Here is a 19,091-nt window from a genome sequence, read left to right as displayed (position 1 = left end):
CTCCCTAGTTGAATTGAAAGTTACTTCGATAATTTCACGACTGTTTGGTTTAAAGCTGGCCGGCGGAAAGTACTTTTTTCAGGAATTCCCGTGTTCGGACTTCCTGCGGGTTACTGAATATTTCCTTCGGCGGTCCTTGCTCAACAATGCGTCCGCCGTCAAAGAACAGGACCCTGTCCGCAAAATCCCGGGCGAATTGCATTTCATGGGTGACCAGAAGCATTGTCATATCGGTTTCCTTGGCCAACCGGCGCATGACATTCAGGACTTCTTCCACCAGTTCCGGGTCTAGCGCCGACGTCACTTCATCAAACAGCATGATTTTAGGTTCAAGCGCCAGGGCGCGGGCAATGGCGACCCGTTGTTTCTGCCCACCCGAGAGTTGCGCTGGCTTGGCATCTGCCTTGTCGGCCAACCCGACCATCTCCAGGAGCGCCATACCGCGTTTCTCGGCCTCGGCTTTCGGTACCCCCTGAGTTAGTATGGCTGCCGCCGTCACGTTTCGCAGCACAGTCATATGCGGAAATAAATTAAAAAGCTGAAACACCATTCCAATCTTTTCACGCATATGGTGAAGGTGTTTCTCATCGGCGGGAACCAGTCCGCCGTTACCCTGCATATGCCATAACTCTTCCCCATCAACAAGGATATGGCCTTTATTGATGGTTTCAAGTGTCATCAGGATACGCAGTATCGTCGTCTTGCCCGATCCGCTTGGGCCGATCAGCGCAAGCTTCTCCCCCGGCTGTACTTCAAAGGAAAGCTCCTTTAATACTTCGAGGGACCCGAACGATTTGGAAAGCTTGTCAACTTTAATGATAGGCTGTTCACTGCCACCCATCCATTCCCCCAGCTTAAGTTCAGTGTCATTTCTAAGTCTAAAGACTGGCCTCTAATTGTATTGCTAGTCAATAAAAGTATTGACGCAGTACAATTAGAGGGTTTGCAGGAGTGACTCTGGCGGGCGTTTCAGAAGATCCCGCAGGATCGTAAGCCCCTGACGAAAGCGGGCGGGATCGCGAGCGCCGCCGACGGCCACACGAACACCCCGTATCTGGGATGAGTTCGGTGCTAGAAAAGGCTGGGAGGGAGCAACGGCAACTCCAAGTGCCTTGGCGTGTTCAACCAGTCTTCCTGCATCCCAGTCTCCGGGTAGACGAAGCCAGAAATGAAGTGATTGAGGATGACCCTGCCAATCCAGATCGCCCATTGCTTCGGTGACAATGGCATGGCGGGCGCCAAGTTCCCGGCGTTGCCAGGCAACCAGTTCATCCGCCGTGCCATCTGCGATCCAACGACTTGCCAGTTCCGATATAAGCGGCGTCGCCATCCAGCTGAAGACAATGAGCCGGCCGGTAATTGTCGGAATTAGGTTTTCGGGGGCGACGAGATATCCTGTCCGCAGTCCCGGTAATGTGCATTTTGTAAAAGATGTGAGATAAATGGATCGCTCCGGCGCCATCGCACTTAAGGGGCGTGGCCGGTTTTCAATAAGGGGCCCCCATGCATCATCTTCTATGATGACGACATCATGGCGGCGGGCGATAGCGACAATTTGCTTGCGTCTTTCCTCGGACATTATCGTGACCATGGGGTTGGCAATTGTGGGTACAGTGAACAGAGCCTTAACTTTCTGCTGCCGACAGGCCGCCTCGAACGCCTCAGGCAGAATTCCTTCGTGATCTAGCGCCAGCCCCTGAAGCCGTATTCCAAGATAGGAGCTCAGGGAAATAATCAAGTGATGGGCCACCATTTCTGTCACGACCGTTTCGCCGGGACGGACAACAGACGCGAGAGCCGTCGCCATGCCATGGCTCACCCCGTTTGTCATGATGACGGATGCGGCGGTCGTTTCAAGACCGCATCTTGCTAACCAACTCACGCCCGCTTCCCGATGCGGCAGTAATCCTACATTCGGACGGCAGGCGAGGTATGTGGAATGATGAAGAGAGTCTGAAAGGCCGGCCAAACCCGCCTGCATTTTTTCAACATGAATGGTGGCATAAAGGGGACGGGATATGGACAGCTCGATCATTCCCAGATCATCCCTCTCCATCAGAAACGGCTGGCTCGACGGTAAGGCAGAACCCAGCACATATGTCCCTTTGCCGACATGGCCATCAATCAGTCCCTGACGCCGTAACTCGTCATAAGCCTTGCTGACGGTATGAACGCTGATGCCCAACCGGAAAGCGAGAGCACGATGCGGCGGCAGCCGCTCCCCAGCCGCAAGGCGACCGGTGGTGATGTCTTCTTTCATCGTTGTAACAAGACTGGTATGAAGGGGGCGTGTGAGGGAACTGCGGTCTGGAATCCAAATTGTCATGGGTCAATATAGCGATTGACCAAATTGAATGACAAGACAATTCTTGATGGCGGAAATTCTTGAAATCCCCGATCAGGAGGGAACTGGGCGATGCGGCTTGATGACCGGGATCTTAAGATTCTAGCGGTTTTGCAGACTGAGGGCAGGATTTCAAAAACCGACCTTGCCGCCCGTGTCAATCTATCACCAACGGCCTGTTGGGAACGTCTGAAACGGCTCGAAAATTCCGGAATTATAGAAGGCTACGGCGCGCGAATTTCACAAACCTTGTTGGGGCCGTTGTCCATCATTTTTATGGAGGCGGAAATCGCCAGTCATTTGACCGAGGATTTCGAACGCTTTGAGAAATCGCTCGAAAATATTCCGGAGATTGTTGAATGCTGGGCTGTCGGTGGCGGTATTGATTATATCCTCAAATTCACCTGCAAAGATATTAATTCATACCAAAAACTGGTGGATAGCATGTTGCAGGCCGATATCGGACTAAAGCGGTACTATACATATGTCGTAACCAAGCCGGTCAAGCAAACGCCGTCGCCGACTCTACGAGCATACGCGAATTCGAAGGATAAGTGATTTCTGCCGTAGTAAGCAGCTAAACCCGATAAATCCTCTGAATTCACCCATAAAATCAAAAGCAATTTCTGTCCAAAATTTCCTATTGTATAGAGGAGACATTCTCTTCTGCAAGGAAAGCCCCATGATGATGGCAAACTCCAAATCGGCGCGAATAACAGATCTTGAAGGACTGACAGATGGCCGTCTGTTCAAGGAATTTGCCTATATTGACGGGGAATGGCGTTCGGCGCTGAGTGGAAAGACCATTTCCGTGACAAATCCGGCCGATGGCGGCTGGATTGCCAACGTTCCCTGCCTTTCCGCCGCCGAAGCGCAATATGCAGTCACCGCGGCGGATGCTGCCTTTACCGAATGGTCGGCGCTATTGCCGCAGCAACGGGCGTCCATATTATATCGGTGGTTTACACTCGTTATGGAAAACAAGGAAGATCTGGCGCTACTGATGACGCTGGAACAGGGGAAACCCCTCTCGGAATCGCGCGGTGAAATCGACTATGGAGCCTCCTTTATTGAGTTTTTTGCCGAAGAGGCAAAACGGCCCGATATCATAAGTGTAACCTCTCACCTGCCAGAAGCCGAAGTGGAGCTCTGGCTGGAGCCTGTAGGCGTTGCCGCCTTGATTACACCATGGAACTTCCCGCTTGCAATGCTCACCCGGAAGGCTGCCGCGGCATTGGCTATCGGATGCACGGTGGTTGCGCATCCGTCGATGGAAACGCCGCTAACGGCGCTTGCCTTGGCCGTTCTGGCGGACCGCGCCGGATTACCGGCCGGCGTGTTCAATATTGTCACTGGCAATGCCGCTGAGATCGTCGGGGCATGGACAGAGGATGCTCGCGTGCGGGCGCTCTCCTTTACTGGGTCGACCGAAATCGGCCGACTGCTCTATTCGCAATGTGCGCCGACGATCAAGCGCCTGAGCCTGGAGCTTGGCGGTCATGCGCCGTTCATCCTGTTCTCGGACGCAAAAACTGACAAAGCGGTTGACGAGGCGATAAAGGCGAAATTCGCGACATCCGGTCAGGATTGCCTTGCGGCCAACCGCTTTTTCGTTGAGCGTCCGGTTTATGACGAGTTCTGCAGAAAAGTGAAGGAGAAGGTTCAGTCACTTTCGATTGGACCCGGCATCGGCGATCCCGATATCGGGCCGCTCATGAATGACGGTGCCGTCAGTAAACAGCAGGAGCATGTTGCCGATGCGCTGGAACGGGGCGGGAAACTCCTTTGCGGCGGCATAATCCGCGAAGACCTGGGTCCGCTCTTTTTTGCGCCGACGGTCCTCATGGATGTGCCTTTCGAGGCAAAGATAATGCATGAGGAGACCTTCGGCCCGGTTATGGCTATTGCTTCCTTTGATACGGAAGATGAGGTTGTCGCCCGGGCGAATGAAACGGAATATGGCCTGATGGCCTATCTTCATACGCGTGAGCCCTCGCGTATCTATCGAATGAGTCGGGCACTTCGTTTTGGCATGGTGGGCGTCAATCGGACAAAAGTAACAGGTGCCCCAATCCCGTTCGGCGGCATGAAGCAATCAGGCCTTGGGCGTGAGGGATCACGTCATGGGATTGAGGCCTTTTCGGATGTTAAATATGTGTGTCGCGATTGGTCATAAGCTGATCGCTTAATTTCAGGAGATGTAAATGTTAACGAACGACCAACTCAGCAAATGGGACCGCGAAAATTTCTTCCATCCTTCGACACATCTGGCGCAATTCGCCCGGGGTGACCTGTCAAGTCGGATCATAACAGGAGGGAGCGGCGTTTACATTACTGACCGGGACGGGAATAAGCTTCTTGATTCCTTCGCCGGTCTTTACTGCGTAAATGTCGGGTACGGGCGCACGGAGATAGCGGACGCCATCGCGGAGCAGGCGAAAGAGCTTGCCTATTATCATTCCTATGTCGGGCACGGAACAGAGGCCTCCATCACGCTTGCCAAAATGATCATTGACCGGGCGCCTGAGAATATGAGCAAGGTTTATTTCGGCCTGTCCGGCTCCGATGCCAACGAGACGAATATCAAGCTTGTCTGGTATTACAATAATGTCCTCGGTCGCCCGAAGAAGAAGAAAATCATTTCCCGGTGGCGGGGCTATCATGGCTCGGGTCTGATGACAGGCTCACTTACCGGTCTGGAGTTATTCCACAAGAAATTCGACTTGCCTTTCGACCAGGTTATTCACACGGAGGCTCCTTATTATTTCCGCCGTGAAGACCGGTCCATGAGCGAGGAAGACTTTTCCGCTCATTGCGCCGAGAAACTTGAAGAGATGATCCTTGCTGAAGGGCCGGACACCATTGCCGCATTTATCGGCGAGCCGGTACTCGGCACGGGCGGACTCGTCCCGCCACCAGCTGGATATTGGGCGGCGATCCAAACCGTCTTGAAAAAGTACGATATTTTATTGATTGCCGATGAGGTTGTAACAGGCTTTGGCCGGCTCGGGTCCATGTTCGGGTCGGATCATTACGGCATCGAAGCGGATATCATCACCTCGGCCAAAGGATTGACCTCGGCCTATGCACCGCTTTCCGCTTCCATCGTTTCTAAAAAGGTATGGAAAGTGCTGGAGCAGGGAACTGACGAATACGGAGCAATCGGTCATGGCTGGACCTATTCCGCGCATCCCATATGCGCCGCTGCGGGTGTTGCCAACTTGAACCTTATTGATAGTCTCGGGATCGTTGAAAACGCCAAAACAGTGGGCGCCCATTTCAAAAAGGTAATGACGGAAGCCGTAGGTAGTCACAAAAACGTCGGTGATGTCCGTGGTGAAGGCTTGATGCTGGCCGTGGAACTTGTCAAGGATCGCGACGCGGGGGTCTTTTATGATCCGGCCCTGACGATGGGGGCGAAAGTTGCCGCCGCCCTTCTGAAACGCGGCGTTATTGCCCGCGCCATGCCGCAAGGCGATATTCTGGGCTTCGCACCCCCGTTATGCCTGACCACCGATGAAGCAGATATTGTTGCAACCGCGACTAAGGAAGCTGTGGCTGAAGTATGTGCATAGCCTAAGATAATCAGTGAATGGCCGGATTTGATAACGCTGTCCTGCCATTCACTTTACTCTTGTTTTTTGTCTTTCAGCAGAGTGACGATATAGATAATTCGTTTTCCAGCACCATTGCTCAGCTTGTACCAGAAGCGATAAAGCGGATGAATTAGTTTTGTGAACCCCGTGATTTCGGACGCCTTGTCGAAACGGGCATCGCCAATTGTCGAGGGGCCGACCAGATCCGGCGTGACGGGTGAAGGGTGGACAAGGAGTGTTTCGAGACCGGTTTCCCATGAGCGACTATGGACGATATCGACGGGAAGCCAGTTTTTTTGCATGAACTGCAACAACCGTTTAGCGGCCTTCAGGGTGAGCATATAGGCATAGGCGCCGCTCGGGGACGTCGGGACCCGTGTGATGGAATAGGTGCCCTGCAATCTGGCGAGCCGCCTATATCCGTTGTCAAATACCTTGCCATGACCGACAAAACGCAAGACATCCCACTGTAGCGCAGAGGCCTGAATATCTTCCAGGACGATTTTAAAATCATCCGCCAAAAAAACATCATCCTCCAGGACAAGCGCGCATTCAATACCTTCGCGGACCATTGTCTCGTATATGGCCCGGTGGGAAAGCAGACATCCGATCTCGCCCGCGCGTAAATCCTTGCCAAAATAGCGGCGGCGCTTTTCTTGGTCGTAGGCGGACAGATCAGCTATATCCAGCTTGTATCCGTCAATGGCCTCAAAAAAAATCGGGGTTATTCCGACTTTAGCGAGACGATCCGTCATGTCCTGGCGGCGATGGCGGTCTTTGGGTCTGTTAATGACAAAAACAGGGGGTAAATCCTGAACGGGGGTATCTGGCAATCCACTCACCTTTAGGGTTCTGAATGGTGGAATTTGTATGTAATGCAGCCAGCTTGAGCAAGCTGATAAATAAGTTTATCGGATTTCATCATACTATTTAGACGAATTCGGGGCCCGCCGATCATCCAATTCCTGAATTTTCAATTGCAGGTCATGAAGATAACGGTCCTTCATGTGCATTTCCTCAAGATGGGCAATGGTGTTGTAGAGATAGTCCCGGCATGTCCCCATACGACCTTCACCTGAGGCTAGAAATTTTGCCGTCGTTTCAAGATCCATGTCAGCAACATATCGTGGGTGGGACCGGTTCATCGTGAAGGCAAGACCGGCAACGGTTTCGTTTGGCAGGCGGATGCGGGCTAATCGCGCATCGTAAGATCCGGAGATCATTTCGCGCATCCATAAAATCTCAGTTTCACTTTCTACCTTGTCCGGTGCGATAAAGAAGGCGCGGCCGTTACAGGAGCCACCGCGATCCAGTGCCAGCATCAGGCCGGGTTTCTCCGGACTGCCGCGACCAATCGAGGCCTGAAGACAGAATTTGCGCCGAAAACCGAAAAGTTTTGCGTTCTGCCAATGAGTGAAGTGAAAGGCCGGGTTCCAGAGAAGCGACCCGTATCCGAAAACCCAGAGACCTTGTCTCTCAGGCAATTTAGCCAAAAACTCACGGCGAGTTGCTTCCCTCTCTTCATGTGTCAGGGCGTGAAAGGGGCCGTGACGGCGGGCTTCGCGGATTAATTCATCAACTCTTTCACGGCTGAATTCTTCGCGTACAAGCATATTAATTGATTACCTAATTTTTCAATTCATTGATAAGATGTACATTAACTAACTCAATTTACAATTTTCCGGTGGCATATCTAATGTTGAAGAATATTTTAAAGAATGTCCAGCGACCGGAGATTGATTTCTCCGCACTGAAAAAGCCTCGCAGACCGAATGGCTACCTTATGTCGCCTGCCGGTTATTGCCCTTTCCCGCCAAATGAGATTAGTCCTGTCTTTGACATGGCCGCTCGTGACCTGGAGGCGAAATTCGAAACGATTGTTGACGCTGAGCCGAGAACAGAAAAATTTCGCACTATTAAAATTTCCAACGAAACGCAGATTGATTTCGTTCAATATTCAGCATTTTTCGGCTTTCCGGATACCATCACAATCCGGTTTATCGAGCTGGGGCCTGAAACATCTACGCTGGCGATCTATAGCCGCGCCCATTACGGTAGACGTGATTTCGGCGTAAATGAAAAACGCATCAAAGATTGGATGCATAAGCTGAAACTGTCACTTTAGCGGGCGTTTATAGTCTCGGAAAGCAGCCCTAAAGACCAAGTATAAGCTTAGCCATGATGTTACGCTGAATTTCATTCGATCCCCCGTAAATGGAAACTTTCCGGGCATTGAAGTAACGGGGGGCCACGCCGCTGGCATATTGTGCCCCCACCGGTTCTTCATTTTGACCCGCATATAGCGGGGTAAAGGGCATTGCGTAACTACCGACCGCCTCAAGCGCCATATCCACAACCTCTTGATAGAGATCGGTGCCCCGGCATTTCATCAGGGAGGATTCGGGTCCCATATTCTGACCGGCGCTGAGTTTACTTAAAATGCGGAGTTCCGTCATTTCCAGTGCCTGAATGGCAACTTCCAGACGTGCGAGTTTAGCATTGAAGGCAGTGTTGTTTATGACCGGTTCCTGTCCCTCCATTTCTTTTCTGGCGATATGACGGACTTTTTCGACACCCCGTTTCAGGCGTCCGGCATAGGCGTTGCCGCGTTCAAATTCGAGAAGATATTTGGCATAGGTCCAGCCTTTGTTAACTTCCCCAATCAGATTTTCCTTGGGAACCTTGACGTCGTTGAAAAAGACCTGGTTTACTTCCTGTTCGCCCTTGACCGGTAAATCGACGGTCTGGATTGGGTCGACACTCACACCTTCGGATTTCATGTCAATCAGCAGGAATGAAATTCCTTCCTGCCGCTTGCCTTCGGTCGAGGTGCGAACAAGGCAAAAAATCCAGTCGGCATATTGTGCAAGGGTTGTCCATATCTTCGATCCGTTACACAGGAAATGATCGCCCTTGTCTTCGGCCTTCATTTGCAGGCTCGCAAGGTCGGACCCGGATCCCGGTTCGGAATATCCCTGGCACCACCAGACATTGCTTTCGTACATGTCGGGCAGGAATCGCTTTTTTTGTGCCTCGTTGCCGAATTTCATAATAACCGGCGCACACATGCTTGGGCCGAACGGAATGATTCCCGGAGCATTCGCATCGGCCATCTCAGTCTGGAAAATATATTTCTGCGTTGTTGTCCAGCCGGGGCCTCCATATTCAACGGGCCAGTCAGGCGTCAGCCAGCCTTTTTTTGCGAGCGCCTTTTGCCAGCGCACATGATCCTCTTTCGGTAAATAATTATTGCGGCTTTCCGCCATTTTTGATTTCAGATCATCGTCGAAATTTTCGCCAAGGAACTGCCTTACTTCGTCACGGAAGGCCTTATCCTGCGTGGTGAATGAAAGGTCCATTGGCTCCCTCTTTTTATTTTTTATGCTGGCCCCTGTTTATTGGTGCCATATCTGTGTAAATAGTAACATCATATATGGGGCGATACGCAAGACCGTTTTAGAAAAAGAAGCCGCGAGGAGAAAGAAAAATGAAAAAATCTGTCAAACAACTCGTCGACGAGGCCACTAGCCAGATCGAAACTTTATCAATCGAAGAGGCACAGGATCTGTACGGCAAGGACAGTGTCACCTTTATTGATATCCGTGATATCCGCGAACTGGAACGTGATGGCCAAGTGCCGGGCGCGGTACACGCGCCGCGGGGAATGCTGGAGTTCTGGGTCGATCCGGAAAGCCCTTACCACCGGGATTTATTTGCCAACGGAAACCGGTTTGTCCTTTTCTGCGCGGCCGGCTGGCGTTCAGCCCTCGCGACAAAAACCGTGCAGGATATGGGGCTTGAGAACGTCTGTCACATCGAGGGCGGGTTTGGGGCCTGGAAAGAGGCTGGCGCCCCTATTGAGGCGCGGCCGGCCCGCAAATCCTGAACGTGGGTGGTAGGGCGGCGCATGACGCAGGAAAACGTGCCTGCGTCATGGCCACAGAAGTTTCCTAATTTTTCTTCTTGAACAGGCTCCCGGCTGAGTCCAGCAGACCCCTGACCGCGCCCTTGTCGCCTTCCTTCAGATCCTTGAGAGTCCCTTTTGCTCCGTCACCGGAGCCCTTGACCCCTTCAAGCAGCTTTTTAACGCCTTCGGGGTTAGCGACATTTTTGAGAGCACCGGCAAGGTCTGGGGCATATGTAAGATTATCCCAAGGGCCAGAAACCACGATGGGAACCGCGACACCGCTCTCGGTTTCGCCGCCCTGACCTTTGGTGGTTGCGACGAGTTTCGGCTCGATCCGGTAATTGAGGGTTTTTGGTGGTAGTTGAACGGTGCCGGCGCCATTCAGGCGGATAAATGGATTTAACAATTTCAGGTCATCATTGGTAAGAATACCGTTCTTGATTGTGAAGGTTCCTGATATTTCTGCAAAATCTGTTTTTTGGGCTTCCTTGCTTTCGGTGAAAGCACTTGCGAGATTGCGCGCCATAGCGGCAAGGTTAATTCCGGAAATTGATCCGTCTTCAAACAGAATCTGGCCATTTCCGTTCAATGCGCTGACTAGGTCCGCCTGAGATTTTCCGGTGGTCGTGAGATCGGCCTGAAACATGCCCTTGCCTTCAAGCTTGGTAAAATCGGAGGCATCCGTCAGCAGCGGTTTTAGCTGAATATTTTCGATTGTCAGGTTATTGGTGATTTTCAAGGCCGGGTTTTGGGCATCAACATGGATTGTTCCCTTGCCGGTGCCCTCATAGAGGTTGAGTTCGTTGAGAGCCAAGTCAAGTACGCCGTTTTTCAGGGTTGCCTGAAGGGCGCTCCGGCCAATTTTAATCTTTTGTGCAAGTATTTCCTCAACAGAAAGATCAAATTTTGCATTTACTGATTTCAGGCCGGCGAGGTCAATCGGTGTCGTGTCCCATTTTTCACCGGTTTTTTTGGCCTCTGGCTGCTTGGTCTCGCCGTCACCTTCCTCTTTTGAGGCGGGTAAATAGGGGTTGAGGTCCAAGGTTTTCAGGGCGAGCTGGCCAACAATATCGGGAACTTTCCCGCCGACATCAATGGTGACGTCTCCGACGCCTGAAATTTTGTCAAAGCCGATGCTGGCATTTGTAAAGCTGTATTTTGGTCCCTTAGCGCCTACCTTTCCGCTAATCTTGAGGGGGCTAAAACCGCTTCCTTCCGCTTTAAGCGGCGTTCCGACCCAGGCCGCGAGTTCGCGCACGGAAGGAATATCGATGACTGTATCCCCGCCAAGCGCCAGAGGCTCCAGTGAGTTGATTGTTCCGCCGTAGGTTACGTTCAAATTCTTTGAGGATATATTTACTGTTGTTGTTGTTTCTTTATTGTCGAGAACGGCCTGCGGGGAGCCGACATTTATTTCGAGTTCCGTTTCTTCGTTGTTCCAGACGGCACTGCCTTTCGCGTCAAAAGGCTGGTTTAATCCGAGCAGTGAGAGTTGCAGATTGACGTCATTCAGGACAATATTGGTACCCGCCTTTTTGTTCGTGAAACTAACTGTACCATCAACAACACGGACATCACCGAGGTTCAGGTCTGATATTCCGAGGTTCACACCGCCGGAGGATTCTGCCTTCTCCTCTGTTTTCTTTGCTTTATCGGGATTTGCATTTTCAAATACCCAGTTACCCTTGCCCAGGTCGTCAACTTCCAGATGGATGACGGGCTTGGTCAGGACAAATTCATCGACCTGTACATTGCCACTCAGGAGCGGGAGCAGGTCGAGTTTGATCACCATACTGTCAACAGTTACCATTTCCGGGTTTTGTGCCTTATCGGCGTTTGAAAACGAAACATTTGACGTTGAAAGGCCGAGCGTCGGGAAAAAGGAAAGGCCTAAATCACCATTGATCGTGAGCTGCCGTCCCGTTGCGTCATTGGTCGCGGAGATTAACTCCTGCTTTACGCGCTCGGTCGGGATTACGAAGGGGAGGGCGATGACGACCGCCACTATAATCACCAATAGAACCGCGATAGCTATGATAGCTTTTTTCATATTCCGTGCTCCTGCATATCCAGTCATGTCCAGTTTCTAAATCAATAATGTCATAAATTTGAATTTAGAACAGGAAAACTCGGAAACCATCCTGCCACAATTCTGCCGATATGATGGATAAAACTGGAATTCAGCCTCATTTTTTCCTTTCACACACAGGATGTCCAATGAAATGGTTGCGGTTAACGCTAATCCTGCTTTTTGTCACTGCCAATGGGCGGAATAGTTTCGCGGCAGAGGTCGATATGCAACTGGTTCTGGCAATTGATGTTTCATCGAGCGTCAATTGGGATGAATATAACCTGCAAATGCGCGGAATTGCCAACGCCTTTCGGGACGACCTTGTGATCGATGCAATACAGGCCAGCCCGCGCGGGCGGATAAGCGTTGCGGCCACCCATTGGGCCGGGGTGGGAGAGCAGAAGACGATTGTTGATTGGCAGCTTATTGCAAGCCCGGAAGATGCTCATGCCTTCGCCGACCGTCTGGATCAGGTGCCCCGTGCGTTCCCTTACGGCGGTACGAACATTGCCGGCGCGCTAGATCATGCCTCCCTGTTGTTTGCGAGGGATTCAAATATATCCATTCGCCAGGTAATTGATATATCTGGGGATGGATCGGTTTCTGTCGGACCTCCGCCGGAGGCGTCAAGAAACCGCGTTGTCAGTCGCGGGATTGTTATCAACGGCCTCCCTATCCTGAATGATGAACCGGGACTTGAGACTTATTATCGAGAACATGTAATTGGCGGTTTTGGCGCCTTTACCCTGGTTGCCCAAGGGTATGAGGACTTCGCAGAGGCAATGGCCGAAAAACTGGCGAAGGAAATCCGGGGGAACTGGCAAGGGGTTTAAGTCCTGGTCTCAGCGAAATAAAAATGCCAGCTTCAGCTTCCCGGACGCTGCATCGAAAAGAAATTATCGACATAGCAGTAATCCATGTATCCGAGGCGCGCCAACGGCTGGTATTTCGTCATATCAACCATGCCATCGGTGATAATGTCGTCACTGATATGAATGCCGACAACCTGTCCCAGAAGCATGGTATTGGGGTTTTCAGGATCATTCGACGGTAGCGTGATCGATTGCAGATATACACATTCCAGATGCGCAGGGCTTTCCTTGACGCGCGGCGGCTTGACTAATGTTGACGGTGTCGGTGTCAGCTTGGCCAGCTCGAATTCGTCGACAGATCGCGCGGTTATCTCGGAAGTTGCGTTCATGCCATCGCGGATGTCGTAGGTTACCATATTGCAGACAAACTCTTTCGTCCGTTCGATATTGTAAAGAGTATCCTTGGCGCCGCCCTCCTTACGGCTACTGAAACCCAAGGCGACAGTTGGCGGACTTTCAGACATGGCGTTGAAAAAACTGAACGGTGCCAGATTAACGGCACCTTCTTCATCGAGACTGCTGATCCAGCCAATCGGGCGCGGGCCGACGAGCGCTCTAAACGGACCGTGTCTAAGGCCGTGAGGTTCTGAGGGTTTATAAAACAAGGGGTAAATCTCCGGTGTTTAAAAACGATATTGCGCCCGTTTCAAGTTTTGAACCTATCCCGCGAATTTTACTTGCGCAAGCGGCAATTTATTTTCTTTCCTTGAGGGCGCCCATGTGATATTTCGGCGTTATGACATACCAAAGATACATAGGACGACGACGGGCCAGTGCAGTTTCCTGCACCGCCGCTTAAGGTCGCCCATCGTCTTTTCACCAGATTTTTTGTGACGGTATCGGGCTCTTCAAGAGGCTTCTTGTTCACCCGATGATAAAAATGGATACCCGTCATGCCTCAAATTATTCACGAGCGGCCAGAAGATGCCGCCCTTATCGAGCCCTTGCTTGATGAATGCTTTGGACCCGAAAGATTCACAAAGACAGCCTATAAAATTCGTGAAAATATCCACTCGTTGCCGGAATTAAGCTTTGTCATCCGCGATGGAGATAAACTGGTGGCCACCATTCGCTACTGGCCGATTACAATTGGCGATATGTCCCCGGCATTGTTACTCGGTCCGATAGCGGTGGAGCCAACCCTTCAGGGGCAGGGACTCGGGATCTCTCTCATTCGACAGTCGCTGCAAATTGCTATTGAACTCGGCCACAAGATCATCGTTCTTGTCGGAGATCCGGAATATTACGGCCAGTTCGGATTTGATGCCGCTTCCCCAAAGGGACTGCAACTGCCCGGTCCGGTTGAGGATCGGCGGTTTCTGGTGAAAGAATGTGAACAGGGCGCGTTGAGGAATGTATCTGGTGTGATCGCTGGCGGCTCAATGCCAGATATGACTGCCGGACGGAACGCGGATTTATCGGAAACCGAACAGCTGATTACTAGATTAGCGGCCTTCGCGCCACCAGCCTAGACCGAGGAAAGCGAGGGCGAGGATGAGGGCCAGCACGGGCGGAATCATCGTCTGCCTGTTGTAGCCTGTCACCTCGTAATTTTCGTTGGCGCGGAGGCCAAACCAATATTTTGACGACTGGCTATTGTCGGGGTTTGTTCGCCGGAAATCAGGCAGCCCCTCCGCGCGAAGCCAGCGAATGCCACCGCCCGTCATTTTTGCGACCGGCGCAATTTTCCCAGCGCTTGCCCGGATATTATGAAGCTCCTTCGGATTGAGCGCACCAACAGCAACAAGGGCTTTCCGGTGGCCGTCATCCAGGACATGCAATCCATTGGTGAGGAGTGGAACCGTACCGGTTTGTGCGCCATTCTCACCGGGCGTGAGCGCCACGCGGCTGATATTGCCGTCGGGATCGGTTACGGTGACGGTCACCGGAGCCGCATCAAGGGAGCGCCGGGAAATCTCTAGATTGCTTCCTTCCACGACGGCTTTGAGTTGCTCTTCCTCGAGTTCCGGCTCCTGCATCAGCCAATGAGAAACGCGGCGAAGAAGTTCCGCCTGCGGTCCGCCGCCTTCAAAGCCACGACCCCAAAGCCAGGCATGATCTGATAACAACTGTGCCACCCGGCCTTTTTCCTGCCGTTCAAGAATAAGCAGCGGCTGGTTGCTCGGCCCTGTCATCAGCGTCTCTCCACCATCAGCTTCCGCCTCGATCATTCGAAACCACCGGCCCCATTTTTTATTGCCGTCGGTCGTGGCCTTCAGCAACCCGGTAACAGGATGGCGTTTGCCGAGGTCGCTGACCGTCGGCACATATCCCTCGGTGAAGACATAGCCGGTGGGTCGGCCCGGCAAAATTTCCGACAGCGGGGTCTGATACAGGCTAAGAGGCGTTGCGAACGCCGGGCCCGCCGCCTCCAGAAGAGCGCCTCCGTTCTTTACATAGGCGGCAATGTTTCTTAAGTAGCTGGAGGGTAAAACACCTCGGCGCCGATACCTGTCGAATATAATCAGGTCAAAATCACTCAGCTTTTTCTCGAACAGGTCGCGGATGGGAAACGGGATCAGCGAAAGTTCGGAAATCGGGGTTCCATCCTGCTTCTCAGGCGGACGCAGGATTGTAAAATGGACAAGATTAACAGACGGGTCGGATTTCAAAATGTTGCGCCAGCCTCTCTCGCCCATATGGGGTTCCCCAGACACCAGCAGAACCTGCAATTTGTCGCGTATACCGTTGACCGTGATATAGGCGGTATTATTCTTTTCTGTAAGTTCCCCCATCAATGGTTCGACGCCGACTTCCACGAAATTTGCCCCACCATGGGGAAGTGTAACCTCTACTTTTTGCTCTGTACCTATGGTTACGGGCGTTGAACTGATGATCTCGCCATCCAGCTTGACGGTCAGGCGCGCAGATTGCACAGGATCATCCAGTCCGAAATCCTCGATTTTCACAACCAGTTCGAGAGGTTGATTGACGATCCCAAATGTCGGCGCCTTGACGACCTGAAGGACGCGATCCTTTTCATTCTTCTCGCCGGTGAGAAGGAAATGGATGGGACCCTCTTGCTTAACAATGTCCGACGTCGCGGGGAGGTCATGTAACTGGCCATCGGTTATGATGATCGTCGCGGCAACCCGTTCCGGCGGTATGTTTTTAAGCGCCTCCTGCCGCGCCGCGAAGGCGTAGCTGCCATCGTCTTCATCGGAAAGCTGGGTAACCCGGTTTTTAATCACAGCTGTTTCGATTTTAAGATTTTCGATTGTCTCCAACTGTGACTTGATTTCGGTAAAGGCAGTTGTCGCTGTCGTCAGCCGCTCGCCGATTTTCTGGCTGTTGCTTTCATCAAGAATAATCAGCGCGACATCGTCAAGAAAACGCCTATTTTCCGTAAGTAGGACAGGGTTTGCGAGGAATAATAACAGTAATGCAAGAAGTCCGGCGCGCCACCAAACCCCGCGACCCTGCCTCCAGCTTGCAAATAAAATGACAACAGCGGATATGGCTGCCAATCCACCCAACCATGCGATTGGCAGATAGGGGCTAAAATCAATTTGGTGAACAAAACTGTCGGAAGTCATTGACCAAGTCTTTCCAGAATGGCCGGAATATGAACCTGATCCGCCTTGTAGTTGCCGGTCAATGTATACATCACCAGATTAATGCCGAAGCGATAGGCAAGCTCACGCTGGCGCGGGTCCGCGGGAATGGTTGCTGCAATCGGATTGCCGTTCTCGCCGATGGCCCAAGCGGCGGCCCAGTCGTTACTTCCGATTAAAATGGAGGCGACACCATCGTTTCCCTGACTATCTGTCGTGTCTTCAATCCAGAGTTCGCCGCCCGCATATCGCCCGGGGAACGTCTGCATTAAATAAAAGGATCGCGTGACGACGTGATCAACCGGGACCGGTTGGACCCTTGGTATGTCGAGCCGAGCGAGCAGTTGACGGAGACGAATATTTTCGGGGCTGCCGGAGAGATCGCGACCAAAACCGGCACTATTCTGGTTTCTGGTATCGAACAGGATTGTTCCGCCGCCGTTGAAATAATCATCCAGCTTGAGCACGGCCTGTTCAGATAAGGGCGGCAAATCAACGGTGATCGGCCAGTATATTAATGGATAGAATATCAATTCGTCCTGCTCGATATCAACGGAGAGAGGTTCCTTCGCCTCAATTGAAGTACGCTTTAAGAGTTGCTGGCTGAGCCCGGTGAGTCCAGCCCGGCTCATGGCATCCGTTGCCTGATCGTGGGTCACGATATATCCAAGGCGGGTATCCAGAGTGGCGGCAAGGATTTTTTCCTCAGACGATCCGTTGATGGTCTGCGCCTGTACCCGGTTTGCTGTACTAAACATTGTCAGGCTGACGAGCGCCCCGATCAGGAGGGCCCCTGTTACACGGGATAAAAGAGGAAGTTTTCCTTGCAGAAACAGAGATATCAGCTGGTCAGCCAGTATCAAGATCAACGCAATGATCAGCAGGGGGACAGCAAGGTTAAATGGGCGTGCTGTGTCAAAGGTTCGAACGGTTGCGGGATAGGATTGAGGATCGACAATCGAGTAGGGAGTGTCGAATTGCCCAATATTGACGGTAATTCCGTATTTTTTATCTCCGTAAAGTCCGGGCGGATGGTCGGCATCCAAAGTCATATCCGCGACTGTATCCGTGGCAATCGGCTTGGCAATGCCAACATCAGTGGTCAGTTTGCCAAAACCATCAAGGAGCTGAAAAGGAGGTAAAGTCCGTTTAAAGGAGGTATTCTCCGCACTGAACTGGCCCAAATTTCCTATGTCCCGCAACATCTCGACAAAAAATCCGGACAGCGACAGGTTTGACCAGTCCGGTGTTGCCGTTGTATGAAAAAGAACAAGCCAGCCGCGGCCCTGCTTCGCAGCAGTAACCAACGGTGTTCCGTCCGCAAGCTGCGCCCATGTTTTGCCAAGGAGGTCAGGCGTGGGATTGGCGAGAATCTGGGTTCTAACCCTGACATCTTCGGGCACGGTGAGTGACGAAAAGGGGCTGCCGGGCGGTATAGGGCCAAGCCGGGCAGGGCGGTTCCATGACATCGCCCCTTGCAGGCTGCGATTGCCGGAACGAAGCTCGACCGGAACAAGGGTCGTATCTGAATTGGCAAGTTTGGGCCCGGCGAACCGGATAAGAATTCCGCCTTTCTCGATCCAGCCTGTGAGCGATTTTTCCAGACCCTCCGGCAGATTGGCAGTATCTCCAAGTGCGATCAACAAAACATCACTGCCTGCCAGGTCTTCCAGAGTGCCGCGTTCGATGTCGTAAAACGGGGAAAGCGCCTCTGTCAGATAATGGTTTTCATTCAAAAGCGGCTGCGCATTTTTGGTGAAATCACTGCTGACAAGACCGATCTGGCGCCGTTGCCAGCGTTGGTCGAGCAGAAAAGTAGCGGCGGCGTTGCGTGTCCCGGCAATGGTCAATCGGGCAATTTCATTTCGGACCTTGTTAGGGACATCAAGCGTAACATTCAGGGGCTCTGTCTCAGAATTAAAATCCACGGGGGCGGAGGCAAGGATTTGCCCTGATGCCGCCAACGCGGTTAGGTTGCCTGCAAACGCGGGAACGCCCGTAGCAAGCGTCAGAGGAACGACCAGTGTTTCGCCCATAATTTTCGGAATGCCGATGATCGGCGGTGCGATTACCGTTTGCGCCTGAAAAATTGTAACTGGGCCCTTTTTGGCAATAGCGGTAAAAAAGCTGTTGAGGTCCGGCTCATCCTGCTCCTGTATGAGGCCACCCGAAAGCCAGACAAACTCAGGGTTATCAAGTGTTTCAATTTGTGGCAGTAATTTAAGCAGCTGACTATGATCAGAGGGCCAAGACTTGGGCGCGAGGGATGCGGCCATGCCGAGTGCTTCCCGGTCCGGCAGGGGCGTTAATTGCGACGCTGAATTCTGCGCCGAGCCAGCCGTTGTTACGATATATATCTGCCGTTCATTGCGGGCTGTTTCGGTGAGGATTTTGCTAAGAGTGGCCTTCAGGCTCTCCCATGTTTCCGCCGCTGTCCAGCCGTCATCGACAATAACGACAAGAGGGCCGTCTTGTTCACTTTCCGCCGTAAAGTTCAAGCCAGGCCCGGATACTGAAATGATGATTATCGCCGCCAGAAGCAGACGCAGCAATAACAGCCACCATGGCGTTGTTGCCGTTGTCTGCTCTTCCTTTTTAAGCTGGTACAGGAACCGGATGGCCGGAAAAATAACCGTTTTCGGTTGTGGTGGGATAAGGCGCAATAACCACCATATAACGGGTAACGTCAAAAGTGCCGTTAAGACCCAGGGATAGAGAAATGACAGGGAGGTCAAAAGCGCCATGCG

At 52.2% G+C, this 19,091-nt stretch carries 16 protein-coding genes; 7 read left to right on the top strand and 9 right to left on the bottom strand.

The features are described 5' to 3' along the window. Nucleotides 1–49: 49 nt before the first annotated feature. Nucleotides 50–841 carry an ectoine/hydroxyectoine ABC transporter ATP-binding protein EhuA gene (ehuA, locus tag ACESNI_RS09085; protein WP_373086227.1) on the bottom strand — a complete coding sequence of 264 codons (792 nt, stop codon included), beginning with the start codon at nucleotides 839–841 and terminating at the stop codon, nucleotides 50–52. Nucleotides 842–934: 93 nt separating this feature from the next. After that, nucleotides 935–2,260 carry a PLP-dependent aminotransferase family protein gene (locus ACESNI_RS09080; protein WP_373086226.1) on the bottom strand — a complete coding sequence of 442 codons (1,326 nt, stop codon included), beginning with the start codon at nucleotides 2,258–2,260 and terminating at the stop codon, nucleotides 935–937. A gap of 156 nt (nucleotides 2,261–2,416) precedes the next feature. Between ACESNI_RS09080 and ACESNI_RS09075 the strand changes: the two genes are divergently transcribed. From ACESNI_RS09075 to ACESNI_RS09065, 3 genes are all read left to right on the top strand, one after another. Continuing rightward, nucleotides 2,417–2,902 carry an Lrp/AsnC family transcriptional regulator gene (locus ACESNI_RS09075; protein ID WP_373086225.1) on the top strand — a complete coding sequence of 162 codons (486 nt, stop codon included), beginning with the start codon at nucleotides 2,417–2,419 and terminating at the stop codon, nucleotides 2,900–2,902. Nucleotides 2,903–3,026: 124 nt separating this feature from the next. Next, entirely contained in the window at nucleotides 3,027–4,520 is a 1,494-nt protein-coding gene (locus tag ACESNI_RS09070; protein WP_373086224.1) for an NAD-dependent succinate-semialdehyde dehydrogenase, read from the top strand. 28 nt (nucleotides 4,521–4,548) lie between these two features. After that, the gene (locus ACESNI_RS09065; RefSeq protein WP_373086223.1) at nucleotides 4,549–5,919 is read left to right on the top strand and encodes an aspartate aminotransferase family protein; all 1,371 of its coding nucleotides are present in this window, start codon (nucleotides 4,549–4,551) and stop codon (nucleotides 5,917–5,919) included. Between the two features lie 53 nt (nucleotides 5,920–5,972). Here ACESNI_RS09065 and ACESNI_RS09060 read toward each other — a convergent pair whose 3' ends face one another. Then, the gene (locus ACESNI_RS09060) at nucleotides 5,973–6,773 is read right to left on the bottom strand and encodes a glycosyltransferase family 25 protein (protein ID WP_373086221.1); all 801 of its coding nucleotides are present in this window, start codon (nucleotides 6,771–6,773) and stop codon (nucleotides 5,973–5,975) included. Nucleotides 6,774–6,866: 93 nt separating this feature from the next. Continuing rightward, entirely contained in the window at nucleotides 6,867–7,553 is a 687-nt protein-coding gene (locus tag ACESNI_RS09055; protein ID WP_373086220.1) for a gamma-glutamylcyclotransferase, read from the bottom strand. A gap of 83 nt (nucleotides 7,554–7,636) precedes the next feature. Here ACESNI_RS09055 and ACESNI_RS09050 point away from each other — a divergent pair, with 83 nt between their 5' ends. Then, nucleotides 7,637–8,065, top strand: coding sequence for a DUF1499 domain-containing protein (locus tag ACESNI_RS09050; protein WP_373086219.1), 429 nt, complete (start codon nucleotides 7,637–7,639; stop codon nucleotides 8,063–8,065). A gap of 28 nt (nucleotides 8,066–8,093) precedes the next feature. Here the strand turns inward: ACESNI_RS09050 and ACESNI_RS09045 are convergent, their stop codons facing one another. Then, a complete protein-coding gene (locus ACESNI_RS09045; RefSeq protein ID WP_373086218.1) occupies nucleotides 8,094–9,299 on the bottom strand; it encodes an acyl-CoA dehydrogenase family protein in 1,206 nt (401 codons plus the stop codon). A 128-nt stretch (nucleotides 9,300–9,427) separates the two neighbouring features. Between ACESNI_RS09045 and ACESNI_RS09040 the strand changes: the two genes are divergently transcribed. Continuing rightward, nucleotides 9,428–9,826, top strand: coding sequence for a rhodanese-like domain-containing protein (locus tag ACESNI_RS09040; RefSeq protein ID WP_373086216.1), 399 nt, complete (start codon nucleotides 9,428–9,430; stop codon nucleotides 9,824–9,826). A gap of 64 nt (nucleotides 9,827–9,890) precedes the next feature. Here ACESNI_RS09040 and ACESNI_RS09035 read toward each other — a convergent pair whose 3' ends face one another. Continuing rightward, nucleotides 9,891–11,897: an AsmA family protein gene (locus tag ACESNI_RS09035; protein ID WP_373086215.1), complete on the bottom strand. Its 2,007-nt coding sequence runs from the start codon at nucleotides 11,895–11,897 to the stop codon at nucleotides 9,891–9,893. Between the two features lie 167 nt (nucleotides 11,898–12,064). Between ACESNI_RS09035 and ACESNI_RS09030 the strand changes: the two genes are divergently transcribed. After that, nucleotides 12,065–12,751: a DUF1194 domain-containing protein gene (locus ACESNI_RS09030; protein WP_373086214.1), complete on the top strand. Its 687-nt coding sequence runs from the start codon at nucleotides 12,065–12,067 to the stop codon at nucleotides 12,749–12,751. Between the two features lie 32 nt (nucleotides 12,752–12,783). On the opposite strand, the gene ACESNI_RS09025 is transcribed toward ACESNI_RS09030, so the two are convergent. Then, nucleotides 12,784–13,395, bottom strand: coding sequence for a flavin reductase family protein (locus ACESNI_RS09025; protein WP_373086213.1), 612 nt, complete (start codon nucleotides 13,393–13,395; stop codon nucleotides 12,784–12,786). Nucleotides 13,396–13,683: 288 nt separating this feature from the next. On the opposite strand from ACESNI_RS09025, the gene ACESNI_RS09020 reads away from it, so the two are divergent. Continuing rightward, nucleotides 13,684–14,262, top strand: coding sequence for a GNAT family N-acetyltransferase (locus tag ACESNI_RS09020; RefSeq protein ID WP_373086212.1), 579 nt, complete (start codon nucleotides 13,684–13,686; stop codon nucleotides 14,260–14,262). On the opposite strand, the gene ACESNI_RS09015 is transcribed toward ACESNI_RS09020, so the two are convergent. Both ACESNI_RS09015 and ACESNI_RS09010 read right to left on the bottom strand, forming a co-directional pair. After that, nucleotides 14,236–16,326: a hypothetical protein gene (locus tag ACESNI_RS09015; RefSeq protein WP_373086211.1), complete on the bottom strand. Its 2,091-nt coding sequence runs from the start codon at nucleotides 16,324–16,326 to the stop codon at nucleotides 14,236–14,238. The two genes, ACESNI_RS09020 and ACESNI_RS09015, sit on opposite strands and share 27 nt — an antisense overlap. After that, nucleotides 16,323–19,088 (bottom strand): DUF4159 domain-containing protein, encoded by a 2,766-nt coding sequence (locus ACESNI_RS09010; protein WP_373086210.1) that lies wholly within the window; start codon nucleotides 19,086–19,088, stop codon nucleotides 16,323–16,325. The genes ACESNI_RS09015 and ACESNI_RS09010 overlap by 4 nt, the downstream gene beginning before the upstream one ends. Between the last annotated feature and the right edge of the window lie 3 nt (nucleotides 19,089–19,091).

This window comes from Sneathiella sp. (assembly GCF_041689005.1).
Taxonomy (GTDB): domain Bacteria; phylum Pseudomonadota; class Alphaproteobacteria; order Sneathiellales; family Sneathiellaceae; genus Sneathiella.
Note: the sequence above shows the minus strand (reverse complement) of the source record. Positions and strands in the feature narration are given on the sequence as shown.

Coding starts and splice junctions, on each gene's coding strand:
- ACESNI_RS09035 (WP_373086215.1), bottom strand. CDS start 11,897: ATGAAAAAAGCTATCATAGCTATCGCGGTTCTATTGGTGATTATAGTG.
- ehuA (WP_373086227.1), bottom strand. CDS start 841: ATGGGTGGCAGTGAACAGCCTATCATTAAAGTTGACAAGCTTTCCAAA.
- ACESNI_RS09065 (WP_373086223.1), top strand. CDS start 4,549: ATGTTAACGAACGACCAACTCAGCAAATGGGACCGCGAAAATTTCTTC.
- ACESNI_RS09040 (WP_373086216.1), top strand. CDS start 9,428: ATGAAAAAATCTGTCAAACAACTCGTCGACGAGGCCACTAGCCAGATC.
- ACESNI_RS09020 (WP_373086212.1), top strand. CDS start 13,684: ATGCCTCAAATTATTCACGAGCGGCCAGAAGATGCCGCCCTTATCGAG.
- ACESNI_RS09015 (WP_373086211.1), bottom strand. CDS start 16,326: ATGACTTCCGACAGTTTTGTTCACCAAATTGATTTTAGCCCCTATCTG.
- ACESNI_RS09010 (WP_373086210.1), bottom strand. CDS start 19,088: ATGGCGCTTTTGACCTCCCTGTCATTTCTCTATCCCTGGGTCTTAACG.
- ACESNI_RS09045 (WP_373086218.1), bottom strand. CDS start 9,299: ATGGACCTTTCATTCACCACGCAGGATAAGGCCTTCCGTGACGAAGTA.
- ACESNI_RS09080 (WP_373086226.1), bottom strand. CDS start 2,260: ATGAAAGAAGACATCACCACCGGTCGCCTTGCGGCTGGGGAGCGGCTG.
- ACESNI_RS09055 (WP_373086220.1), bottom strand. CDS start 7,553: ATGCTTGTACGCGAAGAATTCAGCCGTGAAAGAGTTGATGAATTAATC.
- ACESNI_RS09075 (WP_373086225.1), top strand. CDS start 2,417: ATGCGGCTTGATGACCGGGATCTTAAGATTCTAGCGGTTTTGCAGACT.
- ACESNI_RS09050 (WP_373086219.1), top strand. CDS start 7,637: ATGTTGAAGAATATTTTAAAGAATGTCCAGCGACCGGAGATTGATTTC.
- ACESNI_RS09030 (WP_373086214.1), top strand. CDS start 12,065: ATGAAATGGTTGCGGTTAACGCTAATCCTGCTTTTTGTCACTGCCAAT.
- ACESNI_RS09070 (WP_373086224.1), top strand. CDS start 3,027: ATGATGATGGCAAACTCCAAATCGGCGCGAATAACAGATCTTGAAGGA.